Source organism: Streptomyces sp. 351MFTsu5.1, from assembly GCF_000383655.1.
Taxonomy (GTDB): domain Bacteria; phylum Actinomycetota; class Actinomycetes; order Streptomycetales; family Streptomycetaceae; genus Streptomyces; species Streptomyces griseorubiginosus.
Genome location: NZ_KB911780.1, coordinates 358,181 through 378,372 on the forward strand (window position 1 = coordinate 358,181; position 20,192 = coordinate 378,372).

The window sequence follows — 20,192 nt, forward strand, 5'->3', positions numbered from 1 at the left end:
AGGAGCCGCCAGCCATGTCCGACCGCCGCCCGTCCGCTCATCGCCGCGGCCCGTCCCGCCGTACCGTCGCCAAGGCCGCCGCACTAGGAGTCGCCGGGGTGCTGGCCGGGGCCCGGGTGGCTTCGGCCGCCGACGTCACCGTCAGCCGACTGGGCCCCCGCACCTACGACCTCGGCGTTCCCTCCGCCGCGCTGGGCCGCACCGCGCCCGTGCGGATCATCCTGCCGACCTCCTACGCCGACCGGCCCGGCCGGACCTGGCCGGTGCTCTACCTCCTGCACGGCGCGCACGACGACTACACCTCGTGGACCAGGGAGACCGACATCGAGGCGTTCACGGCGAACCGGGACCTGATCGTCGCCATGCCGGACGGAGGCCCCACCGCCATCCCCACGCGGTGGCGGACCGGCCTCGACTACGAGACCTTCCAGCTCCAGGAGGTTCCGGCGGTGCTGAGTGCCGGCTACCGGGCCTCCGGCGTCCGGGCCGTCGCCGGTGTGTCGACGGGAGGGTACGGGGCCATGGCGCATGCCGCCCGCCATCCGGGAATGTTCGTGGCCGCCGCGTCGTACAGCGGCATTCCCGACACCACGGCGACGAGGATGCCGACGATCATCGAGGCGATCGTGGCACGGGAGAACCTCAACCCTCTGTCGCTGTGGGGCGATCCGACCAGTGACTCGGCCACGTGGCAGGACTACAACCCCATGGCCCGAGCCAACGCCCTGCGGGGCACCGCGCTCTACGTGTCCGTGGGAAGCGGCAGCCTCAGCACCCCTGTCGCGTTCATCGTCGCGATCGCGCTGCTCATCAGCGGCGGTGTCGACGCCGTGCTGCCCGGAGCCCTGGAGAGCCTCGTCGCGCCCTCCACCCAGAGCTTCGTCGCCGAGCTCGGCCGCCTGGGTGTCCCGGTCACCCAGCATCTCTATCGGGGCGGCGGCCACCAATGGAGCGACTGGAAGCGGGAGTTCGTGACCTCCTGGCCGGTGCTCGCGGCGGCGCTGGGGGTGCCCGCCTGACCCGTGTTTTTGTCATCAACGGACAACTTCCTTGTGGCTCTTGTCAGTTGAGGAACAGTTCGGCGGAGTCCCGCGGGGGATATCGTCTTCGGTTGTGCCGCCTTGACCGAGCGGTAGGAGCAGCCAGGATGAATCCTTTCGCCGTCGTCCCCCAGCGATTGGCGGACTTTCTGCGTCCGCATCTCGACGAGATCATCGAGGAGATCGAGCACGAGGTACTGCTTCAGGTACCCGAATACGCGCGGCCCGCCGACGACGCGTATGTGCGCACCATCAGAGCCGGAGTCAGACGGGCCCTGACGCTTTTCGTGGACCGCATCGCCGACATCGACCTGGACCAGGAGCGTGTCGCTCGCACGTACCAGGAGATCGGGCGGGGCGAGGCCGGTGAAGGGCGTGGCCTGGAAGTGCTGCAGGCCGCGCTCCGGCTCGGCGGGAGGGCCGCCTGGCGGCGCCTGGCGAGGGCCGCCGACGAACTCGGGCTGGACTCCGGCGAGGTGGCCGCGCTGGCGGAGGCGGGCTTCACCCACATGCACGAGATCATGCAGGCGGCCACCGAGGGCCACGGCGAGGCCCTGCTGCACAGCACCGGCGAGTTGCAGCGCCGCCGCAAACGCCTGACGGACCTGCTGTTCGCCGATCCGCCGGCCTCCCCCGAAGCGGTCGAGGAACTGGCCCGCACCGCGCGCTGGGCCGTGCCGAGGCGGGTCGCGGTCATGGCTGTGGACGCACCGGAGCAGGAGGACGGCGAACGGCTGCTGCCCGCGGGAGTGCTGGCCGACCTGAGCGCATGCCCTGCACGCCTGGTCATCCCGGACCCGGACCGGCCTGGCGTGCCACGGGGCCACGCCCTCGCACCCGTGCTGCGCGGTCGGCCCACCGCGGTCGGGCCGACCGTCCCGCTGTCCCAGATCGCCGACTCACTGCGCTTGGCGGCACGGGCGCTGGCGCTGATGCGCCGTGGAGTCCTGCCCGGTGACGGCGTGCTCCGGTGCGCCGACCACCTCTCGACGCTGGTTCTCTACGCGGACGAGCCGCTGCTCCGGGCACTGTCGGTCCGGGCTCTGGCACCGCTGGCCGGGGTCCCCGCACCGCAACGTGACCGGCTGGCGGAGACGCTGCTGGCGTGGTTGCAGAGCGAGAGCAGCGTGGGAGTGACCGCCCTGCGGCTGCATGTCCACCCGCAGACGGTGCGGTACCGGATGAGGCAGCTGGAGAAGGTGTTCGGCGAGGCGCTGCGGGACGCGGAGGCCCGTTTCGAGTTGGAGATGGCCCTGAGGGCGAACCTGGCCTTCGGCCCGTCCCGCGAACGGGGCCGGTCGGACCCTGACCCGGGGCACTCCCGGCCGGCACCGGAACATGTCCGGCCGTCGGCGCCCCTCCTGCGCTCGACCGGTACCTGAGCGTCACCCGCGTCCTCCTGCGAAGAGGAGCTCACCGCCTCGGCGGCTGTCCGCCGGCCGCGGCGACTTCCGGGCCGAGGAAGGGAGCCAGAACGGAAAACGTCAGACCCGGAAGCAGGTGCGGCAGGTCGGCGGTCCGGCCGGCGGCGATCCGCCGGTAGATCGCGGAGTACACCCCGCCGACCACCGTGTCGATCAACTCATCGACAGGGAAGGGGAGTTCGACATCGGGCAGGTCCGTGAAGAAGTCCCGGAACCGGGCCAGCAGAGCCTCGCGCGCGTCTCGCCCCGCGGGCCCGACCGCGTCGATCTCCACGATGGCCATCGTCGCGAACGCGGGAGCCTCGGCCAGGATGCCGAGCAGCGCGCCGAGCCCGGCCCGCACCCGGCCCGGCCAGTCGGAGGCCCCTGCGTGGGCCTGCTCCATGGCGTCGAAGACCAAGGAGGTGCCGTACCGGTGAGCGGCGAGGAAGGCGTCCTCCTTGCCGTCGAAGATCTCGTAGAAGACCGGTCGGGTCACGCCCGCGGCCCGGCAGATGTCGCTGATGCGCGTACCGGCGTAACCGACCTCGGCGACGGTGCGCACGAAGCCGTCGAGCAGTCTGTCGCGCTGGTTCGCGGTGACCGCCTCGGGTGAGGTGCGGCGTGGGCCACGCCGCAGTGAGCGCTCGGGGTCGCGCCCGGCACGGGTCCCGGGCAGCACCGGCTGACGCGTCGACGTCCCTGCGGCCATGGCTCGTCCTCTTCCGTCGCGAACTCATGTGCAGTCTCTATTGACTTGAAAACCCGTCAGGTTTACAACTCTGAGAGGTTTTCAACTTGCGCGGACCCGCGGCCGTAGAGCCGCTGGAGCCGACAGTGTCACGTACGCGCAAGACGGCCAGCAAGTGCCGCACTTCCCCCTGGCCCCGGGCCAGGGACGCACATCGGACCAGTCGTTCCCGCAGTCCGGGAACCGCCTTGCCCGGGTCACCGCGTTCACCCCGAGTCGGGGCCGGCGAACCCGCCTTCGCCACCTGCACTCACAGCAGAGGACCCCCGCATGCCCAGGTTCGCAGTCCCCGCTCTCGCCACCACGGCCGCCCTGACGGCCCTCGTCCTGCTCCCGGCCGCCGCCGCCTCGGCGGACAGTGCCGTGCTCACCTACGGCAGCGCCGCCGGAAACGCGGTCTCCGTCGGCGACGTACTCACCTCCTCGCTGGCGAGCGGCACCACAGCCACCCTCGCCACCGCAGGCGACGGCACCTCCCGCATCTCCTGCACCGGCTCGACGCTCTCCGCCACGGTGACGTCGAACCCCGCCGCCCCGGGCACCGCCACCGAGTCCGCGACCTCCCAGACCTTCAGCGGCTGCACCAGCAACATCTTCGGCGTCACCGGGGTGCGCAGCATCACCGTCAACGCCCTGCCCTACACCACCTCCGCCACCTCCGACGGCACGGTCACGGTGGCCCCGGCCTCCGGTGGCAGCATCCAGACCACGGTGGTGCTCTCCACCCTGCTGGGCTCCGCCACCTGCGTCTACCAGGCACCCGGCCTCTCCGCGACGAGCTCCAACGGTGACAACAGCCTGACCTTCACCAACCAGGTCTTCAAGAAGATCTCCGGCTCGCTGCTGTGCGCGGGCAACGGCTACTTCACGGCCAGTTACGCCCCCGTGGTCGACAGCAGTGTCGCCGGTGCCCCGGCCGTCTTCACCAACTGACAGCACGTCCGAGAGGACTCCCGTGAAACTGCTCCGCCCCCGAGCGCTCATGGCGTTCCTTGCGGTCGTGATCTCGATCGTGCTCGCCACCCCTGTCCACGCGGCCTCCGGCAACCCCTTCGAGCGTGGCCCGGCCCCCACCGAGGCGAGCGTCACCGCCGTCACCGGTCCGTTCGCCGTCTCCTCCGTCACCGTGCCGGCCGGAAGCGGCCCCGGTTTCAACGACGGCACCATCTACTACCCGACCGACACGAGCCAGGGCACCTTCGGCGCCGTCGTCGTCATGCCGGGCTTCGTCGCCGTGCAGGCCCAGATCGCCTGGTACGGGCCGCGGCTGGCCTCTCAGGGCTTCGTGGTGATGACCCTGGACAGCAACGCGTTGTGGGACTTCCCGTCCGACCGCAGCAGACAGCAACTCGCCGCGCTCAACTACCTGACCACGAAGAGCCCGGTCAAGAGCAGGATCGACCCCAACAGGCTGGCCCTGATGGGGTGGTCCATGGGCGGCGGCGGCACCCTGCAGAGCGCGGCGGCCAACCCGGGGCTCAAGGCGGCGATCCCTCTGGCGCCCTGGGACATCACCAACGTCGGCGACCAGATCGTCGTGCCCACCATGATCTTCGGGGCCGACGGCGACACCGTCGCCCCCGTCTCCACCTTCACCCGGCCCGCCTACGACGCGCTGACCAGCGCCCGCGACAAGGCGTTCGTCGAGCTCAAGGGCGCCGATCACTTCACCTTCGCCAGCCCCCACACCACGATCGCGAAGTACAGCATCGCCTGGCTCAAACGCTTCGTGGACGACGACACCCGCTACGACCAGTTCCTCTGCCCGATCCCGAACGACCCCAGCACCGTCGCCTTCGAGGGCACTTGCCCTCTCTGACCCCGTCAAGAGCGCGGCAGGCGCGGACCGTCCTGGTGGGACGGTCCGCGCCTGCTGTTTCGCGCTTCGCTCGATTCTGTCGTCTCGACACTTGAATCGAGCGCGTGAATCGGTCATTGTGCTGGAAACACGCGTGACTCCTGCCGTTCGTGCAGGAGCGGGAGGTGCTGCATGGACGACATCGACCGGGCGATCCTGCGGGAGCTGCAGGTCGACGGGCGGATCCCGTACGCCGATCTGGGGCCGAAGGTGGGGTTGTCGCCCTCGGCCGCGCGGCTGCGGCTGCAGCGGTTGATCGACGCCAAGGCGGTCCAGGTCGTCGGAGTGACCGACCCGATGACCATGGGCCGGCAGACGATGGCACTCCTGGGCCTGCGCATCGACGGCGATCCCCGGGCGGTCGCCGACGAACTGTCCCGGCACGACGAAGTGGTGTACACGGTCCTGACGGCCGGCGGCTTCGACCTGTTCGCGGAGGTCGTGTGCCCGCAGCCTCAGGATCTCCTGGACTTCGTCAACGACGTCGTGCGGCCCGTCGAGGGTGTCGCGTCCGTGGAGACCTTCCCCTACTTCGCGATCCACACCCACCGCTTCCTGTGGCACGTCGACTGAGGCAGCCGAGAGTGCGATCCCTGTCCGCCCAGCCCAGCCCGAGGAACCCCGCATGCTGCCCGACGAGCACCGCACGATCGACTTCTTCACCGAGGACGCCCTTCCCGTACCCCGCGTGGCGCAGGCCGAGGCCGAGCGCATCGCTGCCGAACACCTCGGCATCACGGCTCGCGCGCAGTCGCTGGGCAGCCAGCAGGACGCCAACTTCCTGCTGCTCACCGAGGACGGGACGCCCGCGGCCGTTCTGAAGATCGCCAACCCCGCCTTCGGCGCAGTGGAGATCGAAGCCCAGGACGCGGCAGCCGACCTGATCGCCTCGGCCCGCCCGGAACTGCGCATCGCCACGGTCCTGCGCCGCCCCGACGGCTCCCCGCGGCGCACGACGGTGGACACCGGGAACGGTCCGGCCGTCGCGCGCCTGCTGCGCCACCTGCCCGGCGGCACGCTCTCGGGACCACGGCACCTGTCACCCGGCACCGTGGCGGGCATGGGCACACTCGTCGGCAAGGTCAGCACCGCCCTGCGCGACTTCCGGCACCCGGGCCTCGACCGTGTGCTCCAGTGGGACCCGCGGCACGCCGATCGCGTCGTCGCCAAGCTCGCCGGGCACATCGGCGAAGCCGACCGGCGCACCGCCGTCCAGGCCGCGACCGCCGAGGCCTGGGCGCATGTCCACGAGCTCGCCGACGCGCTGCCCTCGCAGGCCGTGCACCTGGACCTCACCGACGACAACCTGGTCCGCTCTCCCGGCAGCCGTCCGCCGATGCCGGACGGGGTCATCGACTTCGGTGACGTGACCACGAGCTGGGCGGTCGGCGAACTCGCCGTGTCACTGTCCTCGATGCTCCACCACGACGGTGTCGAGCCTCACCACGTGCTGCCTGCCGTCCGGGCCTTCCACGCCGTTCGCCCGCTCTCTCCCGAGGAAGCCGAGGCGGTGTGGCCGCTCGTGGTGCTGCGCGCCGCCGTCCTGGTGGCCAGCGGGCGGCACCAGGCCGCCGTCGACGGGGACAACGTCTACGCCAGCGCCGCGCTCGACCATGAATGGCGCATCTTCGAACAGGCCACCTCGCTGCCCCTGCCGGTGATGGTCCGCCTCGTCCGGGACGCGACCGGCACGGCCGCCGTGGCTGCCCGGACCGCGCGCGCCGATACGCCGGTGCGTCCGCTCCTGCGGGACCTCGCCGCCGACGACATCACCCTCCTCGACCTGTCCACCGACGCCGATTCCATGGACCACGGCGCCTGGACGGACGCCGGCACCGAGGCCCGGCTGGTGGCCTCCGCGCTCGCGGACGGAGCGGCCGCCGTCGCCACCCGGTACGCCCGGGCACGACTCACCCGGACCCCCGTGCTGTCGGCGGTGTCCACCGCCACCGTGCCCACCGGAACCGACCTCTGGCTCGGCCGGGACGTCGTGGTGCAGGCACCCGCCGCCGGGAAGGTCCTCGCCGCGGCGCCAGGCCACGTGGAACTCGCCTACGGCGCACAGGTGTTGTCGCTGTCCTTCCCCCGCACGGTCCGGCCCGTGGTCACCACCGGTGCGACGGTGCGGGCGGGCGAGGACATCACCCGCCTCTCCTCCGGCGCCGCGGTCCACGTCGCGCTGCGCGACGCCGACGGGCCCGCCGCCCCGCGCCTGGTGCGTCCCGAGTACGCCGCCGGCTGGCTCGCGCTCACCGCCGACCCCGCCCCGCTGCTCGGCCTCCCGGCCGAGTCCGGCCGTACGCGCGAGGGGGACCTGCTCGACCGGCGCGCCGCCGCGTTCGCCACCGTGCAGGGGCACTACTACGCCGACCCTCCGCGTATCGAACGGGGTTGGCGCCACCATCTGCTGTCCACCGACGGCCGGTCGTACCTCGACATCGTCAACAACGTCACGCCGTTGGGCCACGCCCACCCCCGTGTCGAGCAGGCGGTCTCCCGGCAGTTGCGGCGGCTCAACACCAACTCGCGCTTCCACTACGCCTCCGTGGTGGAGTTCACCGAGCGCCTCGCCGCCCTCCTGCCCGGCCCGCTGGACACGGTGTTCCTCGTCAACTCCGGTTCGGAAGCGGTGGATCTGGGCCTTCGCCTGGCCATCGGGGCCTCCGGCCTGCACGACGTCGTCGCGCTGCGCGAGGCCTACCACGGCTGGACGTACGCCTCCGACGCGGTCTCCACCTCGCTCCAGGACAACCCGAACGCCCTGGCCACCCGCCCGAGTTGGGTGCACACCGTGGACTCGCCCAACTCCTACCGCGGCCGCCGGCGCGGGCCGGACGCCGTGCGCTACGCACCCGAGGCCGTCGCGGTGATCGACGAACTGGCCGCCGCCGGCCGCCCTGCGGGAGCGTTCATCGGGGAGACCTTCTACGGCAACGCCGGAGGAGTCGCCCTGCCCGACGGCTATCTCGCCCAGGTGTACGCGGCGGTACGGCGGCACGGCGGCCTGGCCGTCGCCGACGAGGTCCAGGTCGGATACGGTCGCCTGGGACACTGGTTCTGGGGTTTCGAGCAGCAGCAGGTCGTGCCCGACATCGTCTGTGTCGCCAAGGCCATGGGCAACGGACACCCTCTCGGTGCCGTCATCACGTCCAAGGCGGTCGCGGACCGGTACCGCGACCAGGGCTACTTCTTCTCCTCCACCGGCGGCAGCCCCGTCTCCAGCGTCGTGGGCCTCACCGTCCTGGACACCCTGCGCGACGAGGACCTCCAGGGCAACGCGAGGCGTGTCGGCGGCCATCTGAAGAGCCGGCTGGAGGCACTGGCCGACCGCTACGACATCATCGGCGCCGTGCACGGCTCGGGCCTCTACCTCGGTCTCGAACTCGTCCGGGACCGCGCCGATCTGGAACCCGCCACGGAGGAGACCGCCGAACTCTGCGACCGCATGCTCGACCTCGGCGTGATCGTCCAGCCGACCGGGGACCACCTCAACATCCTCAAGATCAAGCCCCCGTTGTGCCTCGACACCACCGCGGCCGACTTCTTCGCCGACATGCTCGACCTGGCCCTCACCCAGCTCGGCCACGCCCGCTGACACCGCACAGCGGGTTCGTCAGGACGTGCCGTCCGCCGGTGCCGGTTCGGTGAACTGGTCGAACAGCATGACGCACGTCCTGGTGGCAAGGGTCCAGTTCGCGTCGCCGTGCGGGTCCGTCATGTCCACGTAGCCGGCGATCCACCGCATGTGGAAGCCGTCCAGCAAGGACGCGATGCTGGTGGCGAGTTGGTCGACCTGGTAGGGCGCCCGCATGCGCAGCCCGTATGTGTCGAGCAGGGCCTGGTACGCCTCGCAGGCCACCTTCGTGAACGATGCGCCGTAGTGTCCGAGGGCCTCCCGCACACGGGGGTTCGCGGCGCTGGCGTAGAAACCGAGCATCACCCGGTAGATCGGGTCCACCCGGTGGTTGCGGTGGTTGTCGGTCAGGACGTCGTTGAGGGCTTCCTGCCAGGTGATGCCCTGCTCGACGGCTTCCTGGAAGCGCCGGATGCTGTCGGGCAGATCCGGTACCAGTTCCGCCTGCCGGGAGGTGAGGTGGAACAGCAGCTCGGCCTGGAAGTCGGCCTGCGCCGGCCAGATCTGGTAGATCGATCCGGTGGTGACCGCCGGTGCCGCCGTGTCGCCCAGCCGGTCCCGGATGATGCGCGTGGCCTCCTCCGTCACCTGCTTGACCCGCACATGGGCCAGTGCCGCGGAGACCGCGGCCTCGCTGGTGTCGGCGGTTCCGGCGCAGACGAGTTTGGTCGCCGCCTCCAGCATGAGGGCCCGGGTCTCCTCCAGCGAGCGCCGAGGCAGTCTGCGCCTTCCGGCCTGCGTCGTCACACCTCCCCCTCCCTGCCTGATCGTTAAATCGAGCTGTTTGATCGTTAAATCAAAGTGAACCAAGGCGTTGACAGGGGGTAAGCCTACACCTAGATTCCCGGTTCGTAAGAAAGTTACGAAACCGCGGATGGCCGCTTGACCAGGCCCTTCCGTGCCTCCGAGCCGCCCTCCGCGCCGGTCACCCCGTGCGCTTCGATCCCCGGCCGACCGTTCGAGCTCCCCCGTCGCGCATGCCCTCGGCATGCCTTCCCCTTCGCTCCGTCCCAGGAGGTCTCGTATGCCCACCCATCCGCGTGTCCGAAGACTGGGCCTCATCGCCTCCCTCATGGCGCCCGTTCTGGGCCTCACCGCCTGCGGAGGCTCGCAGAGCCCCGGCTCGGCCTCGACCGGCGCCGCCGCGGCCGGGTCGTCGGTCCCCGCCGACTCCCGCCCCTCGGCCGCCCGGGTGACCGACTACCTGAGCTACACAGGAGGCAAGGAGGGCAAGGCCGACTCCGGCCTCTCCCCGGTCACTCTCGGCTGGGTGAACGTCGAGGGCGGCCCCGGTGGCAGCCCCGAGGCCACCCTCGGCGCCAAGGCGGCCGTCCGGTACGTCAACGAGAAGCTGGGCGGCATCGGCGGCCACCCGCTGGCACTGAACGTCTGCACGGTGGTCTCCGCCGAGGAGGAGGGGCAGAAGTGCGGCCAGCAACTGCTCGGCGACAAGGCCGTCTCCGCCATCGCCCTCGGCAACCTGTACCTGGGCGACGCCTCCTTCAACTCCGTGGTGGCGGGCAGGAAACCGGTGCTGGTCGGCGTCGCGACCGGACCCACCCTGCCCACGGCCAAGAACACCTACAGCACCTTCGGCGACCTGCCGCACATCTTCGGCACCTGGGGCACGTACGCACGTGACGTCCTCAAGGCGAAGACGGCGGCCGTCATCCACACGAACACCCCCGGCGACAAGATCGCATCGAGCGCCGCGGTGAAGGGACTCGAGGCCGCCGGTCTCACCGTCAAGTCGGTCGGCTTCGACGCGCAGGCCACGGACCTCATCGGCCCGGTCACCGCGGCCGGCGCCAACTCCGCCGATGTCGTCGTGCCCATCACCACCGGCTCCGGCTGCGTCGGCGTCGCCAAGGCCCTCAAGCAGCTCGGCATCGACAAGCCCGTGGTGTCCACACCCCTGTGCATGTCACCGGACGTCGCCAAGGGCCTGGGCGGTGATCTGCCCACCTGGACGTACGGCGTCGCCCAGACCCTGCCGACCGACTCCTCGGCCGCCGACTCCCAGGCGTTCCTGACGGCGTCCGGCCAGGTGGGCCTGGACAGGGCCACGGCGTCCCAGGTCTTCGCGCCGGTGGCCTGGAGCACGATCCTGACGTACGCCAAGGTGCTCGACGCCGTGCGAGCCGACAGGATCAGCCCGGCGACGGTCTCCGCACAACTGAGGAAGTTCACCGGGCCGGTCGTCATGGGCGCCGCCGAGGTCAAGTGCGGCAAGTACCCGGACGCCCCCGCCGTCTGCAACGACCAGGCGCGCTTCTACCAGTACAAGGGCAAGGGCGCCTTCCAGCCGCTGACCGACTGGCTCCGCCCGCCCCGGTGACCGTCCTCTCCCCGTCCGCCCGGGTCGCCCGGCCCGCGGCAGACCTTCCCAAGCCGTGTTCCCGGGACCGGTGCCTCCGTCACGGCCTCGGGAACACGGCGCTCCAGGAGTAAGCAATGGAACAGATCCTGCTCTTCGCCTTGCTCGGCCTGGGCCAGGGGGCACTGATCGCCGGCATCGCGCTCGGTGTCGTGGCGACCTACCGGGGTTCCGGCATCATCAACCTGTCGACCGGCGCCGTCGCGATGGTCGCCGGCTATGTCTTCTGGGCCCTGGCCACCGGATTCTTCGGCTTCTCGGTGCCGACCGCCGCAGCCCTCGCCGGGGCGCTGGTGGCGGCGCTCGCGGTCGGTGTGCTGACGGAAGCGGCGGTGTTCAAGCCGCTGCGCGCGGTCTCGCCCCTGGCCAAGCTCGCGGCGTCGCTCGGCATCCTGCTCACCCTCCAGGCCACCGTGGTGCTGGTGTTCGGAACACAGCCCCAGCAGGCCCCCAGCATCCTGCCCTCCGGCACCGTCAGCGTCCTGGGGGCCACCACGCCCGTGGACCGTTTCCTCCTCACGGGACTCGTGGTCGCCGTCGCGCTCGCCCTCGGGGCCCTCTACCGATGGACCCGGTTCGGGCTCGCCACCCGCGCCGCCTCGGAGAACGAACAGGCGGCCCTGCTGGCCGGTCTGTCGCCCAACAGCGTCTCCCTCGCCAACACCCTGCTGTCCGCGCTGATCGCCGGGCTGCTCGGGGTCCTGGCCGCACCCATCGTCCAGGTCGACTCCATCACCCTCCCGTTGCAGGTGGTCCCGGCACTGGCGGCGGCTCTCTTCGCCGGCTTCACCTCCCTGTGGATCGCCTGCTCCGCCGGCATCCTCATCGGCGTCCTTCAGTCCGTCGTCTACTACCTGTCCACCCAGAGCTGGTTCCCGACCGACAACGGCAACGCCATGCCGGGACTCCAGCAGCTGCTGATCTTCCTCCTGATGATCGTCGCGCTCTACGTGAAGGGGGCCGGCCTGCCGCGCCGCGGTGAACTCGTCGAGCAGCGGCTGCCCGCCGTACCGCTGCCGGACCGGCTGCTGCGACCGGCCGTCCTCGCCACGACCGCCGCCGCCCTCGCCCTGGTCGTGCTGCCGTTCGACTTCCGCCAGGCGCTGACCAACTCGCTGATCGGCGCGATCATCGTCCTCTCCTACGTCGTCATCACCGGCTATGTTGGACAGATCTCCGTGATGCAGCTCGCGCTCTCCGGGACCGCCGGTTTCGCGCTGTCCCACCTGGCGAGCGGACTGCACATCCCCTTCCCCTTCAACGCCCTCGGCGCGACCCTGCTGGCCACCCTGCTCGGTGTGGCGGCCGGCGTCTCCGCCCTGCGGGTCCGCGGGGTGAGCCTGGCCGTCGTCACGCTGGCCGCCGCGCTCGCGATGGAACAGGCCCTGTTCACCAACACCTCCTTCGGCGGCACCGCCGGAGTGACCGTGCCCCCGCCCCGCCTGTTCGGGGTGAACCTCGGTCCGAGCGCGGGCTTCCGCGGCCTGGACGGCAACGAACCCAGCCCCCTCTTCGGCTTCCTCGTCCTGTCCGTCGCCGTTGCCCTCGGCCTCTACGTGCCCAACCTCAGACGCACCGGGCTGGGGCGGCGCATGCTCGCCGTCCGCTCCAACGAGCGCGCGGCCGCGGCGGCGGGCGTCGACGTACGGGGGGTGAAGATCGCGGCGTTCGCCATCAGCTCCTTCATCGCCAGCGCCGCCGGGACCCTGTACGGCTACAACTTCGGCTCCGTCAGCGCGGTCCGGTTCACCGCGCTGGCCGCCCTCGGCCTCATCGGCTTCGCCTACATCGGCGGGATCACGATGGTCTCCGGAGCCGTCATCGCCGGCCTGATGTCCACCGAGGCGCTCATTCCGCACGCCCTGGACAAGTGCTTCGGCATCAAGGGGACGTGGGCGCTGCTCTTCGCCGGTGTCTCCCTGATCGTGACGCTGATCGCGAACCCGGACGGCATCGCGGGCGCCAACCACCGCCGCAGAAAAGCCAGAAGAGCCGCCCGGGCCGTCGTCGCCAGGACCGTCACGCCGGACACCGCCGGGGCCAGGACGGCGCCCACCCCCGAGGAGGTCGCACGATGAGCATGTTCAAGGTCCGTTCGCTGGGCGTCAGTTACGGCGGCGTCCACGCGCTCAGCGATGTCACCCTGGATGTCGCCGAGGGCCAACTCGTGGGACTGATCGGCCCGAACGGCGCCGGCAAGACCACTTTCGTGGACGCGGTCAGCGGCCTGGTGAGCTCCCGGGGCCGGGTGGAACTGGACGGCGAGGACCTGACCGGCATGCCCCCGCACGCCCGGGCCCGCCGAGGTCTCGCCCGCACCTTCCAGAGCAGCGAGCTCTTCGAGGACCTCACGGTGGCGGAGAACCTGCGCGTGACGGCGGAACACCCCAGCTGGATCAGGGTGTTCGGCGAGACCTTCGGCCGCCGCACACCCCCGCCCGCCGCCGTCGCCGACGCCCTCACCACCGTGGGCCTGCGGGATCTCGCCGACGCCTCCCCGGCCGAACTCTCCCAGGGGCAGCGCAAACTCGTCGGGGTGGCCCGCGCGCTGGCCGCAAGCCCCCGCATCATCTGCCTCGACGAGCCCGCCGCCGGCCTGGACACCACGGAGAGCGCCGAACTCGGCCGCCGTCTGCGCGCCGTCGCCGACGCCGGTACGGCACTGCTCCTCATCGACCACGACATGGGCCTGGTGATGGGCATCTGCGACCACCTGGTCGTCCTGGAGTTCGGCAAGGTGATCGCGGCGGGACCCCCGAGCGAGGTCCGCGACGACCCCGCCGTCATCACCGCCTACCTCGGCGCGTCCGCCGTCCAACCCGCCGACGCACCCGTACCCGACGGCACCGCCGTTCGGCCCGTGGTACCGAGCACCGCACCGGAGACATCATGAGCACACCCGTCCTCGACGTGGCCGGACTCACCGCCGGCTACGACGGAGCCCCCGTCGTCCGCGACCTCGACCTCACTGTCGGCGCGGGCGAGGTCGTCGCCCTGCTGGGCGCCAACGGCGCCGGAAAGACGACCACGTTGAAGGCCGTCTCCGGGCTGTTGCGTCCCTCGGCCGGCACCATCGCCTACACCGGAGCACCTCTCGACCAGGTACCGGCGGCGGCCCGCGCACGACGGGGCATCGCACACGTCCCGGAAGGCAGGGGCATCTTCTCCTCACTGACCGTGGCGGAACACCTGCGCCTGAGACACCGTGGAGAACAGCTCGACGAAGCGGCGGCGTACGCCTACTTCCCGGTCCTGACCCGCCTGCGGGACCGCAAGGCCGGGCTCCTGTCCGGCGGAGAACAGCAGATGCTCGCTCTGGGACGGGCCCTGGCCCGACGTCCCCGGCTGCTGCTGCTCGACGAACTCAGTCTCGGCCTCGCCCCGGTCATCGTCGAGGAACTGCTGCCCGTCGTCCGGCGCTTCGCCGACGACTCCGGCTGCGGGGTGCTGCTCGTCGAGCAACACGTCGGCCTCGCCCTGGAAGTCGCCGACCGGGGCTGCGTCCTCTCCCACGGCGAACTCACCGTGCAGGCCACGGCCCGGGAACTGAGAGCGGACCGGTCCCGGATCGTGGCCGGATACCTGGGCGAACGTTCCTGACCCGCCGCCCCGCGGCACGTCTTTCCCCCTCACCCCCTCCCAGGAGAACCATGTTCACTTTCGACAGCGGCAAGGACGGCGTACGCATCCACGTGCACGAGTGGCGGCCCGCCGACCCGCCGCGCGGTGTGGTGCAGATCGCGCACGGCATGGGCGAACACGCCGGCCGGTACACCGCGCTCGCCCGGGCGCTGACGGCCCGGGGCCTCGCCGTGTACGCCAACGACCACCGGGGACACGGGCTCAGCAGACATGCCGCACCCGGCCATCTCGGCGAGGGCGGCTGGAACGGACTCGTCGGCGACCTGGTGACACTCTCCGAGACCGTCCGGGAGCGGCACCCCGGCCTCCCCCTGGTGCTGCTCGGCCACAGCCTCGGCTCCTTCGCGGCGCAGCAGTACGTACTGCACCACTCCCACCTGATCGACGCCCTGGCCCTGGCGGGCACCACCGCCGTCGACGTGATGATCGCCCACCAGGCGGCCGACACCGGAGACCCGCTCGTCGCCCTCAACAGGGGCTTCGAGCCCGCCCGGACGCCGTTCGACTGGCTCAGCCGTGACCCGGAAGCCGTCGACGCCTATCTCGCGGACCCGCTCTGCGGCTCCAGCCTCGACGCCGAGGGGATGCAGCAGGTCGCCGAAGCCTCGTCAGCCCTCGCGCGGCCCCGGGGCATCCCGGCACACCTTCCCGTCCTCGTCCTGGTCGGTGACCGGGACCCGCTCAACGCCGGGCTCAAGCTGAGTGACCTGCTCGTCGACCGCTACCGGCAGGCCGGGCTCACCGACCTCACCTACCGCGTCTACCCCGAAGCGCGGCACGAGTTGTTCAACGAGACCAACCGCGCCGAAGTCGAGGGCGACCTGCTCGCCTGGCTGGAGCGGGTCCTCGCGAGCCGGGAGAGCGAGCGGGTGCTGCCGTAGACAGGCATCCGGGCGGATCCCTTCCCGCGGGCAACCCCGAGGAGTGCTGCTCCCTCCTACCAGTCGAACGGCCGGGATACTCGGAGAGGAGCGTTCATTGGCCCGCCAGTGGTCTCGCAGGAAGTTCGTGGTCTACTCGCTCGCCGCGTCCACGCTGACCGTCGCCGCGCCGCTCGGCTGTGACGCGGCGCCGGCGGAAGGCGCCGAGCCCACCGCTGCCGCGCCGCGCCGGTCCTCCGACGTCCTGGTGACCGGTGCCGACGAGGAGATGCTGGTCCTCGAAGTCACCGAGGCCAACAAGGTCGTCGTACGACTGCCGCGCGTCGAGGTCGGCCAGGGCGTCACCACCGCCGTCGCCATGATGATCGCCGAGGAACTGGACGCCCGGATCGCCGACGTCGAGATCCCGCTCGCCGGCGCCCGTTCCCGGGGCAACCAGTTCACCGGCGGTTCGAGCTCGGTGAGTTCGCTGTACGGCCCGGCCCGGGAGCTGGCCGCCCTGGCCCGCGCCAAGCTGGTGACCGCGGCAGCCAGGCGCTGGCGTCTTCCCGCACGGTTCCTGTACACCCGGAACACGCGGGTGTTCGCCCCGGACGGGCGGTCGGCCACCTTCGGTTCCCTGACCGCGAGCGCCGCCCTGATCACCCGGCCGACCGTGTCGAGCCGACCCAAGCCCGCGTCCCGGCACCGTGTGATCGGGCGACCGACGACTCGGATCGACGCCGGTGACATCGTCACCGGCAAGGCCCGGTACGCCGGGGACCTGGCGGTGGCCGGAGCGAAGCCGACCGTGGTGGCCCGACCGCCGACGCTCGGCGGGAAGCTCGTCTCGGTCGACTCCCGGGCAGCACGCGCGATGCCCGGCGTCCACGCCGTCGTCAAGGCCGCCGGTGGGGTCGCCGTCGTGGCGGACTCCTTCCACCACGCCTTCCAGGCGCGGGACGCCCTGCGGATCACCTGGGCACCGGGTCCGCTCGCGTCGCTCTCCGATGCCGAGATCCGCTCCCGACTGCGGGCCGCCGTCCCGCGGCTCGGCACCCCGCCGCGCGGATCGACGCAGACGGAGGGCGAGTTCGAGTTCGCGTTCGTCAGCCACGCCCCCATGGAGGTGCTGACGGCGGTCGCCGACGTGCGCGCGGACCGCGCCGAGATCTGGTTCTCCTCGCAGACGCCGATGGACGCGCGCGACAGCATCGCCTCGGCGGTCGGGTTGCCCGCCTCGAAGGTGAAGGTCCACGTCATCCGGGGCGGCGGCTCCTTCGGCCGCCGGCTGAACCACGACGCCGCGATCGAGGCGGCCCTCGTCTCGAAGGCGGCACGCCGGCCGGTCAAGCTGATGTGGAGCCGCGCCGACGACATCCGGCACGGCAGGATGCGCCCGGCCAGCCACCACCGGATCCGGGCCAGCCTCGCACGGGGCAGGGTGGTGGCGTTCAGCCACGTGACGGCCTCCGTGAGCGAGTCGTACGAGGGGACGGGCCTCCTTTCCGTTCAGGGGGCCGCCGGCAACGTGGTGGCACCTGCCTTCGCCACCGCGGCCGGTCCGTTGCCCAGCGACGACGGCCTGTACAACTTCGGCCGGGTGTCCGGGGACTCGGGATCGGTCGAACTGGCGATCCCCCTCGGCGCCTGGCGGTCGGTGGACTCGGGGACGATGCGGACCGCGGAGGAGATCGTCGTCGACGAGATCGCCAGGAGCCTGGGGAAGGACCCGGTCGCGTTCCGGCGCACCACCCTCAGGAACAAGGCCGTCAAAGCCGTGCTCGACAAGGTCGCGGACGCCGGTGACTGGGGCCGGACCCTGCCGGCGGGCCGGGCACAGGGTGTCGCCGTCCACGAGGAGTACGGCTCCTGCGTGGCCTGTCTGGTCGAGATCGACGCCGGCGACCCGCAGAACCCACGGGTGACCAGGGTGGTGATGGCCGCCGACGTCGGTACGGCCGTCAACCCGAGCGGGCTCGAGGCCCAGCTCATGGGCACCGCGGTCGACGGCATCTCCACCGTCCTGACGGCCGGTCTGCACATCGACCGGGGCGCCGTCCGCGAGAGCAGCTACGCCGACTTCCGCTACGCCCGCCAGCGGCACGCCCCGCTGCGTTTCGAGGCGCACATCATGCCCTCCCGGCGGGAACCGGGCGGGGCGGGCGAACTCGGTGTCCCGGCCGCGGCCGGCGCCGTCGCCAACGCCTATGCCCGGGCGACCGGTTCCAGGCCCCGCCGCTTCCCGCTCGACTTCTGACCGACCTCCGAGAACCCGACCCCCGAGAACCCGACCTCTGAAAAGGGTGCTGATGCCGTCGTACTCCTTCCTCCTCAACGGGAAGCCGGTCACCGTCGAAGCCCCGTCCGACATGCCTCTGCTGTGGGTCCTGAGGGATCTGCTGAACGTCACGGGACCCAAGTACGGCTGTGGAGTCGGTGTCTGCCGTGCCTGTACGAGTCACCTCGACGGCGAGGAGATCCAGCCCTGTGTCGTGCGGGTCGCGGACTGCGCGGACCGGCAGGTCACCACGATCGAAGGCCTGGCCGACGGCGACAGGCTGCACCCGGTGCAGCAGGCGTGGCTCGACAGTGATGTCGCGCAGTGCGGCTTCTGCCAGCCCGGCCAGATCATGGCCGCGGTGGCCCTGCTGAAGAAGACGTCGCACCCGACGGACGCCGACATCGACGGCATCGAGAACGTCTGCCGCTGCGGCACCTACTCCCGGATCCGCGAAGCGATCAAGAAGGCCGCGGCGCAGGGCTGACGGCCGGCCCGGCGTTCGTGGCGCGCCAGGAGGCGGGCGAACCTGACTCGGTGGGGACGGCGACCTCCTGGCACACTGTCGGCTCGACATGTCGGCAGGGCGAGGGGACGGGTGGGCGGAGTGCGGTCGCAGGACACTCGGGAACAGCCGGACGTCGCCGTCGTCGTGGCGGCCCGGGACGGAGACCGGCAGGCCGCGGAACAGCTCGTACGGGACTGTCTGCCGTTGGTCTACAACATCGTCGGACGGGCGCTGCAAGGGCACGGCGACGTCGACGACGTGGTCCAGGAGACGATGGTGCGGGTCCTGGACGGGCTGCCCGGACTCGAGCGGCCGGACCGGTTCCGGTCCTGGCTCGTGGCCATCACCGTGCGGCAGATCCGTGACCGGTGGCGCACCGGGCGCACCTGGCTCACCTCGGAACCCCTGGAGGAGGCCGGCGCGGGGGAGGCCCAGCCCGACTTCGCCGACCTGGCGATTCTTCGGCTCGCCCTCTCGGGCCAGCGACGCGAGGCGGTCGAGGCGACCCGCTGGCTGGAGGACGAGGAGCGCGAGGTGCTCGCGCTGTGGTGGATGGAGAGCGCCGGTGAACTGACCCGCGGCGAACTCGCGGCGGCCTGCGGCCTCACACCGAGCCACGCCGCGGTCCGGGTCCAACGGGTCAAGGAACGACTGGAGACGGCGCGCACCGTCGTACGGGCCGTGACGGCCTCGCCGCGCTGCCCGGACCTGGCCTCCGTGCTCGCTTCCTGGGACGGGCGGCCCTCCGCGCTGTGGCGCAAGCGGCTGGCGCGCCACGTCCGGGACTGTCCCGCGTGTCTGCGCAACGCGTCCGGCCTGATACCGGCGGAGGGGCTGCTGGCAGGCCTCGCGCTGGTCCCCGTGCCCATCGGTCTGGCCGGCCTGGTACTGGCCCGGACGCTGGGTGCGGGCTCGGCCGGGGCGGGATCGGCCGGCGCAGGCACCGGGGCTGGCCACGGCGCGGGCACCGGCGCGGGCACCGGCGCGGGCACCGGGGCTGGCCATGGCGCGGGCGCCGGCGCCGGCATCCGTACGGCCGCCCGTGCGAGCCGTACGGCGCGGATCACCGGCAGGCTCGCCGCCAAGCCCGTGACGGCGGCTGCCGCGACCGCCGTCACGGTCGTGGCAGCCTCGGTGGCCTGGTACGCCACCACCGGATCGAACGAACCGGGCCCGCGGCACGCCGCCGAGGCCGCGCTGTCGCCCGGCACCACGTCCGTGCAGCCGTCCCCGCGCACACCCGCCTCACGGACACCGGCCCCGACACCGCCCCCGACGTCCGCGCCCGCGCCGGACGCGGCCCCCAAGACGGCCGCCGAGCCGCGCTTCGCGGGGCGGCATGTCCTGCGGTCGGTCGACCGGCCCGGGGACTACGCGAGCCAGTCCGACCGGCTGGGCGTCCTGGGGCCGGTCGGCGCCACCAGCTCCGAGGCCGCCCGGCAGGCGGCGACCTTCACTTTCGTGCCCGGTCTGGCCGACCCCCGCTGCTACTCGCTCAAGGACGCCACGGGCAGGTATCTGCGCCACTACGCCTTCCGCGTCCGGCTGGACACCTACGACGCCTCCGCCCTCTTCCGGAAGGACGCCACGTTCTGCCCCCGTGCCGGGTCCACGCCCGGATCGGTCTCCCTGGAGTCGTACAACTACCCCGGCCGCTACCTGCGCCACCGCGACAACCTCCAGCTGTGGCTCGACCCCGCCCAGGACACGGCCGCGTACCGGGCCAGCCGCTCCTTCGTCGTCGCGGCGCCCTGGTCCTGACAGCGGGACCGTGAGGATGTCCGATCCCGCCCGGTGCAGCAGAATTGGCGCTATGTCGTTTTTGTCCCTCATGGGAG

The 20,192-nt window shown here is 71.7% G+C and carries 16 protein-coding genes; 14 read left to right on the forward strand and 2 right to left on the reverse strand.

Going from position 1 to position 20,192, the window contains the following annotated elements; translation table 11 throughout:
- The first annotated feature begins 14 nt into the window (after positions 1-14).
- Together H295_RS0116050 and H295_RS43280 are read left to right on the forward strand one after the other, a co-directional pair.
- Positions 15-1,019 (forward strand): alpha/beta hydrolase, encoded by a 1,005-nt coding sequence (locus H295_RS0116050; protein WP_028809412.1) that lies wholly within the window; start codon positions 15-17, stop codon positions 1,017-1,019.
- 128 nt (positions 1,020-1,147) lie between these two features.
- Positions 1,148-2,422: a PucR family transcriptional regulator gene (locus H295_RS43280; RefSeq protein ID WP_043217523.1), complete on the forward strand. Its 1,275-nt coding sequence runs from the start codon at positions 1,148-1,150 to the stop codon at positions 2,420-2,422.
- 31 nt (positions 2,423-2,453) lie between these two features.
- Here the strand turns inward: H295_RS43280 and H295_RS0116060 are convergent, their stop codons facing one another.
- Complete coding sequence (locus H295_RS0116060) at positions 2,454-3,155, reverse strand: TetR/AcrR family transcriptional regulator (protein WP_020136353.1); 702 nt, start codon at positions 3,153-3,155, stop codon at positions 2,454-2,456.
- Between the two features lie 309 nt (positions 3,156-3,464).
- Between H295_RS0116060 and H295_RS0116065 the strand changes: the two genes are divergently transcribed.
- From H295_RS0116065 to H295_RS0116080, 4 genes are all read left to right on the forward strand, one after another.
- Positions 3,465-4,127 (forward strand): hypothetical protein, encoded by a 663-nt coding sequence (locus H295_RS0116065; protein ID WP_020136354.1) that lies wholly within the window; start codon positions 3,465-3,467, stop codon positions 4,125-4,127.
- Positions 4,128-4,176: 49 nt separating this feature from the next.
- Entirely contained in the window at positions 4,177-5,013 is an 837-nt protein-coding gene (locus tag H295_RS48390; protein WP_020136355.1) for a dienelactone hydrolase family protein, read from the forward strand.
- A 171-nt stretch (positions 5,014-5,184) separates the two neighbouring features.
- Complete coding sequence (locus tag H295_RS0116075; protein ID WP_020136356.1) at positions 5,185-5,625, forward strand: Lrp/AsnC family transcriptional regulator; 441 nt, start codon at positions 5,185-5,187, stop codon at positions 5,623-5,625.
- A 52-nt stretch (positions 5,626-5,677) separates the two neighbouring features.
- Positions 5,678-8,647, forward strand: coding sequence for an aminotransferase (locus H295_RS0116080; RefSeq protein ID WP_020136357.1), 2,970 nt, complete (start codon positions 5,678-5,680; stop codon positions 8,645-8,647).
- A gap of 18 nt (positions 8,648-8,665) precedes the next feature.
- On the opposite strand, the gene H295_RS0116085 is transcribed toward H295_RS0116080, so the two are convergent.
- A complete protein-coding gene (locus H295_RS0116085) occupies positions 8,666-9,433 on the reverse strand; it encodes a hypothetical protein (RefSeq protein WP_106960852.1) in 768 nt (255 codons plus the stop codon).
- Positions 9,434-9,710: 277 nt separating this feature from the next.
- On the opposite strand from H295_RS0116085, the gene H295_RS0116090 reads away from it, so the two are divergent.
- From H295_RS0116090 to H295_RS0116125, 8 genes are all read left to right on the forward strand, one after another.
- Complete coding sequence (locus tag H295_RS0116090) at positions 9,711-11,024, forward strand: ABC transporter substrate-binding protein (RefSeq protein ID WP_020136359.1); 1,314 nt, start codon at positions 9,711-9,713, stop codon at positions 11,022-11,024.
- A gap of 116 nt (positions 11,025-11,140) precedes the next feature.
- Complete coding sequence (locus H295_RS0116095) at positions 11,141-13,141, forward strand: ABC transporter permease subunit (protein WP_020136360.1); 2,001 nt, start codon at positions 11,141-11,143, stop codon at positions 13,139-13,141.
- Entirely contained in the window at positions 13,138-13,956 is an 819-nt protein-coding gene (locus H295_RS0116100; RefSeq protein ID WP_020136361.1) for an ABC transporter ATP-binding protein, read from the forward strand. The genes H295_RS0116095 and H295_RS0116100 overlap by 4 nt, the downstream gene beginning before the upstream one ends.
- Positions 13,953-14,663 (forward strand): ABC transporter ATP-binding protein, encoded by a 711-nt coding sequence (locus H295_RS0116105; RefSeq protein WP_020136362.1) that lies wholly within the window; start codon positions 13,953-13,955, stop codon positions 14,661-14,663. The genes H295_RS0116100 and H295_RS0116105 overlap by 4 nt, the downstream gene beginning before the upstream one ends.
- 50 nt (positions 14,664-14,713) lie before the next feature.
- Positions 14,714-15,586: an alpha/beta hydrolase gene (locus tag H295_RS0116110; protein ID WP_020136363.1), complete on the forward strand. Its 873-nt coding sequence runs from the start codon at positions 14,714-14,716 to the stop codon at positions 15,584-15,586.
- Positions 15,587-15,713: 127 nt separating this feature from the next.
- Positions 15,714-17,825 (forward strand): xanthine dehydrogenase family protein molybdopterin-binding subunit, encoded by a 2,112-nt coding sequence (locus tag H295_RS0116115; RefSeq protein ID WP_020136364.1) that lies wholly within the window; start codon positions 15,714-15,716, stop codon positions 17,823-17,825.
- A gap of 52 nt (positions 17,826-17,877) precedes the next feature.
- On the forward strand, positions 17,878-18,333 hold the full coding sequence (locus H295_RS0116120) for a (2Fe-2S)-binding protein (protein WP_020136365.1): 456 nt from the start codon (positions 17,878-17,880) through the stop codon (positions 18,331-18,333).
- 120 nt (positions 18,334-18,453) lie between these two features.
- Positions 18,454-20,115: a sigma-70 family RNA polymerase sigma factor gene (locus tag H295_RS0116125; RefSeq protein ID WP_028809413.1), complete on the forward strand. Its 1,662-nt coding sequence runs from the start codon at positions 18,454-18,456 to the stop codon at positions 20,113-20,115.
- Positions 20,116-20,192 lie beyond the last annotated feature (77 nt).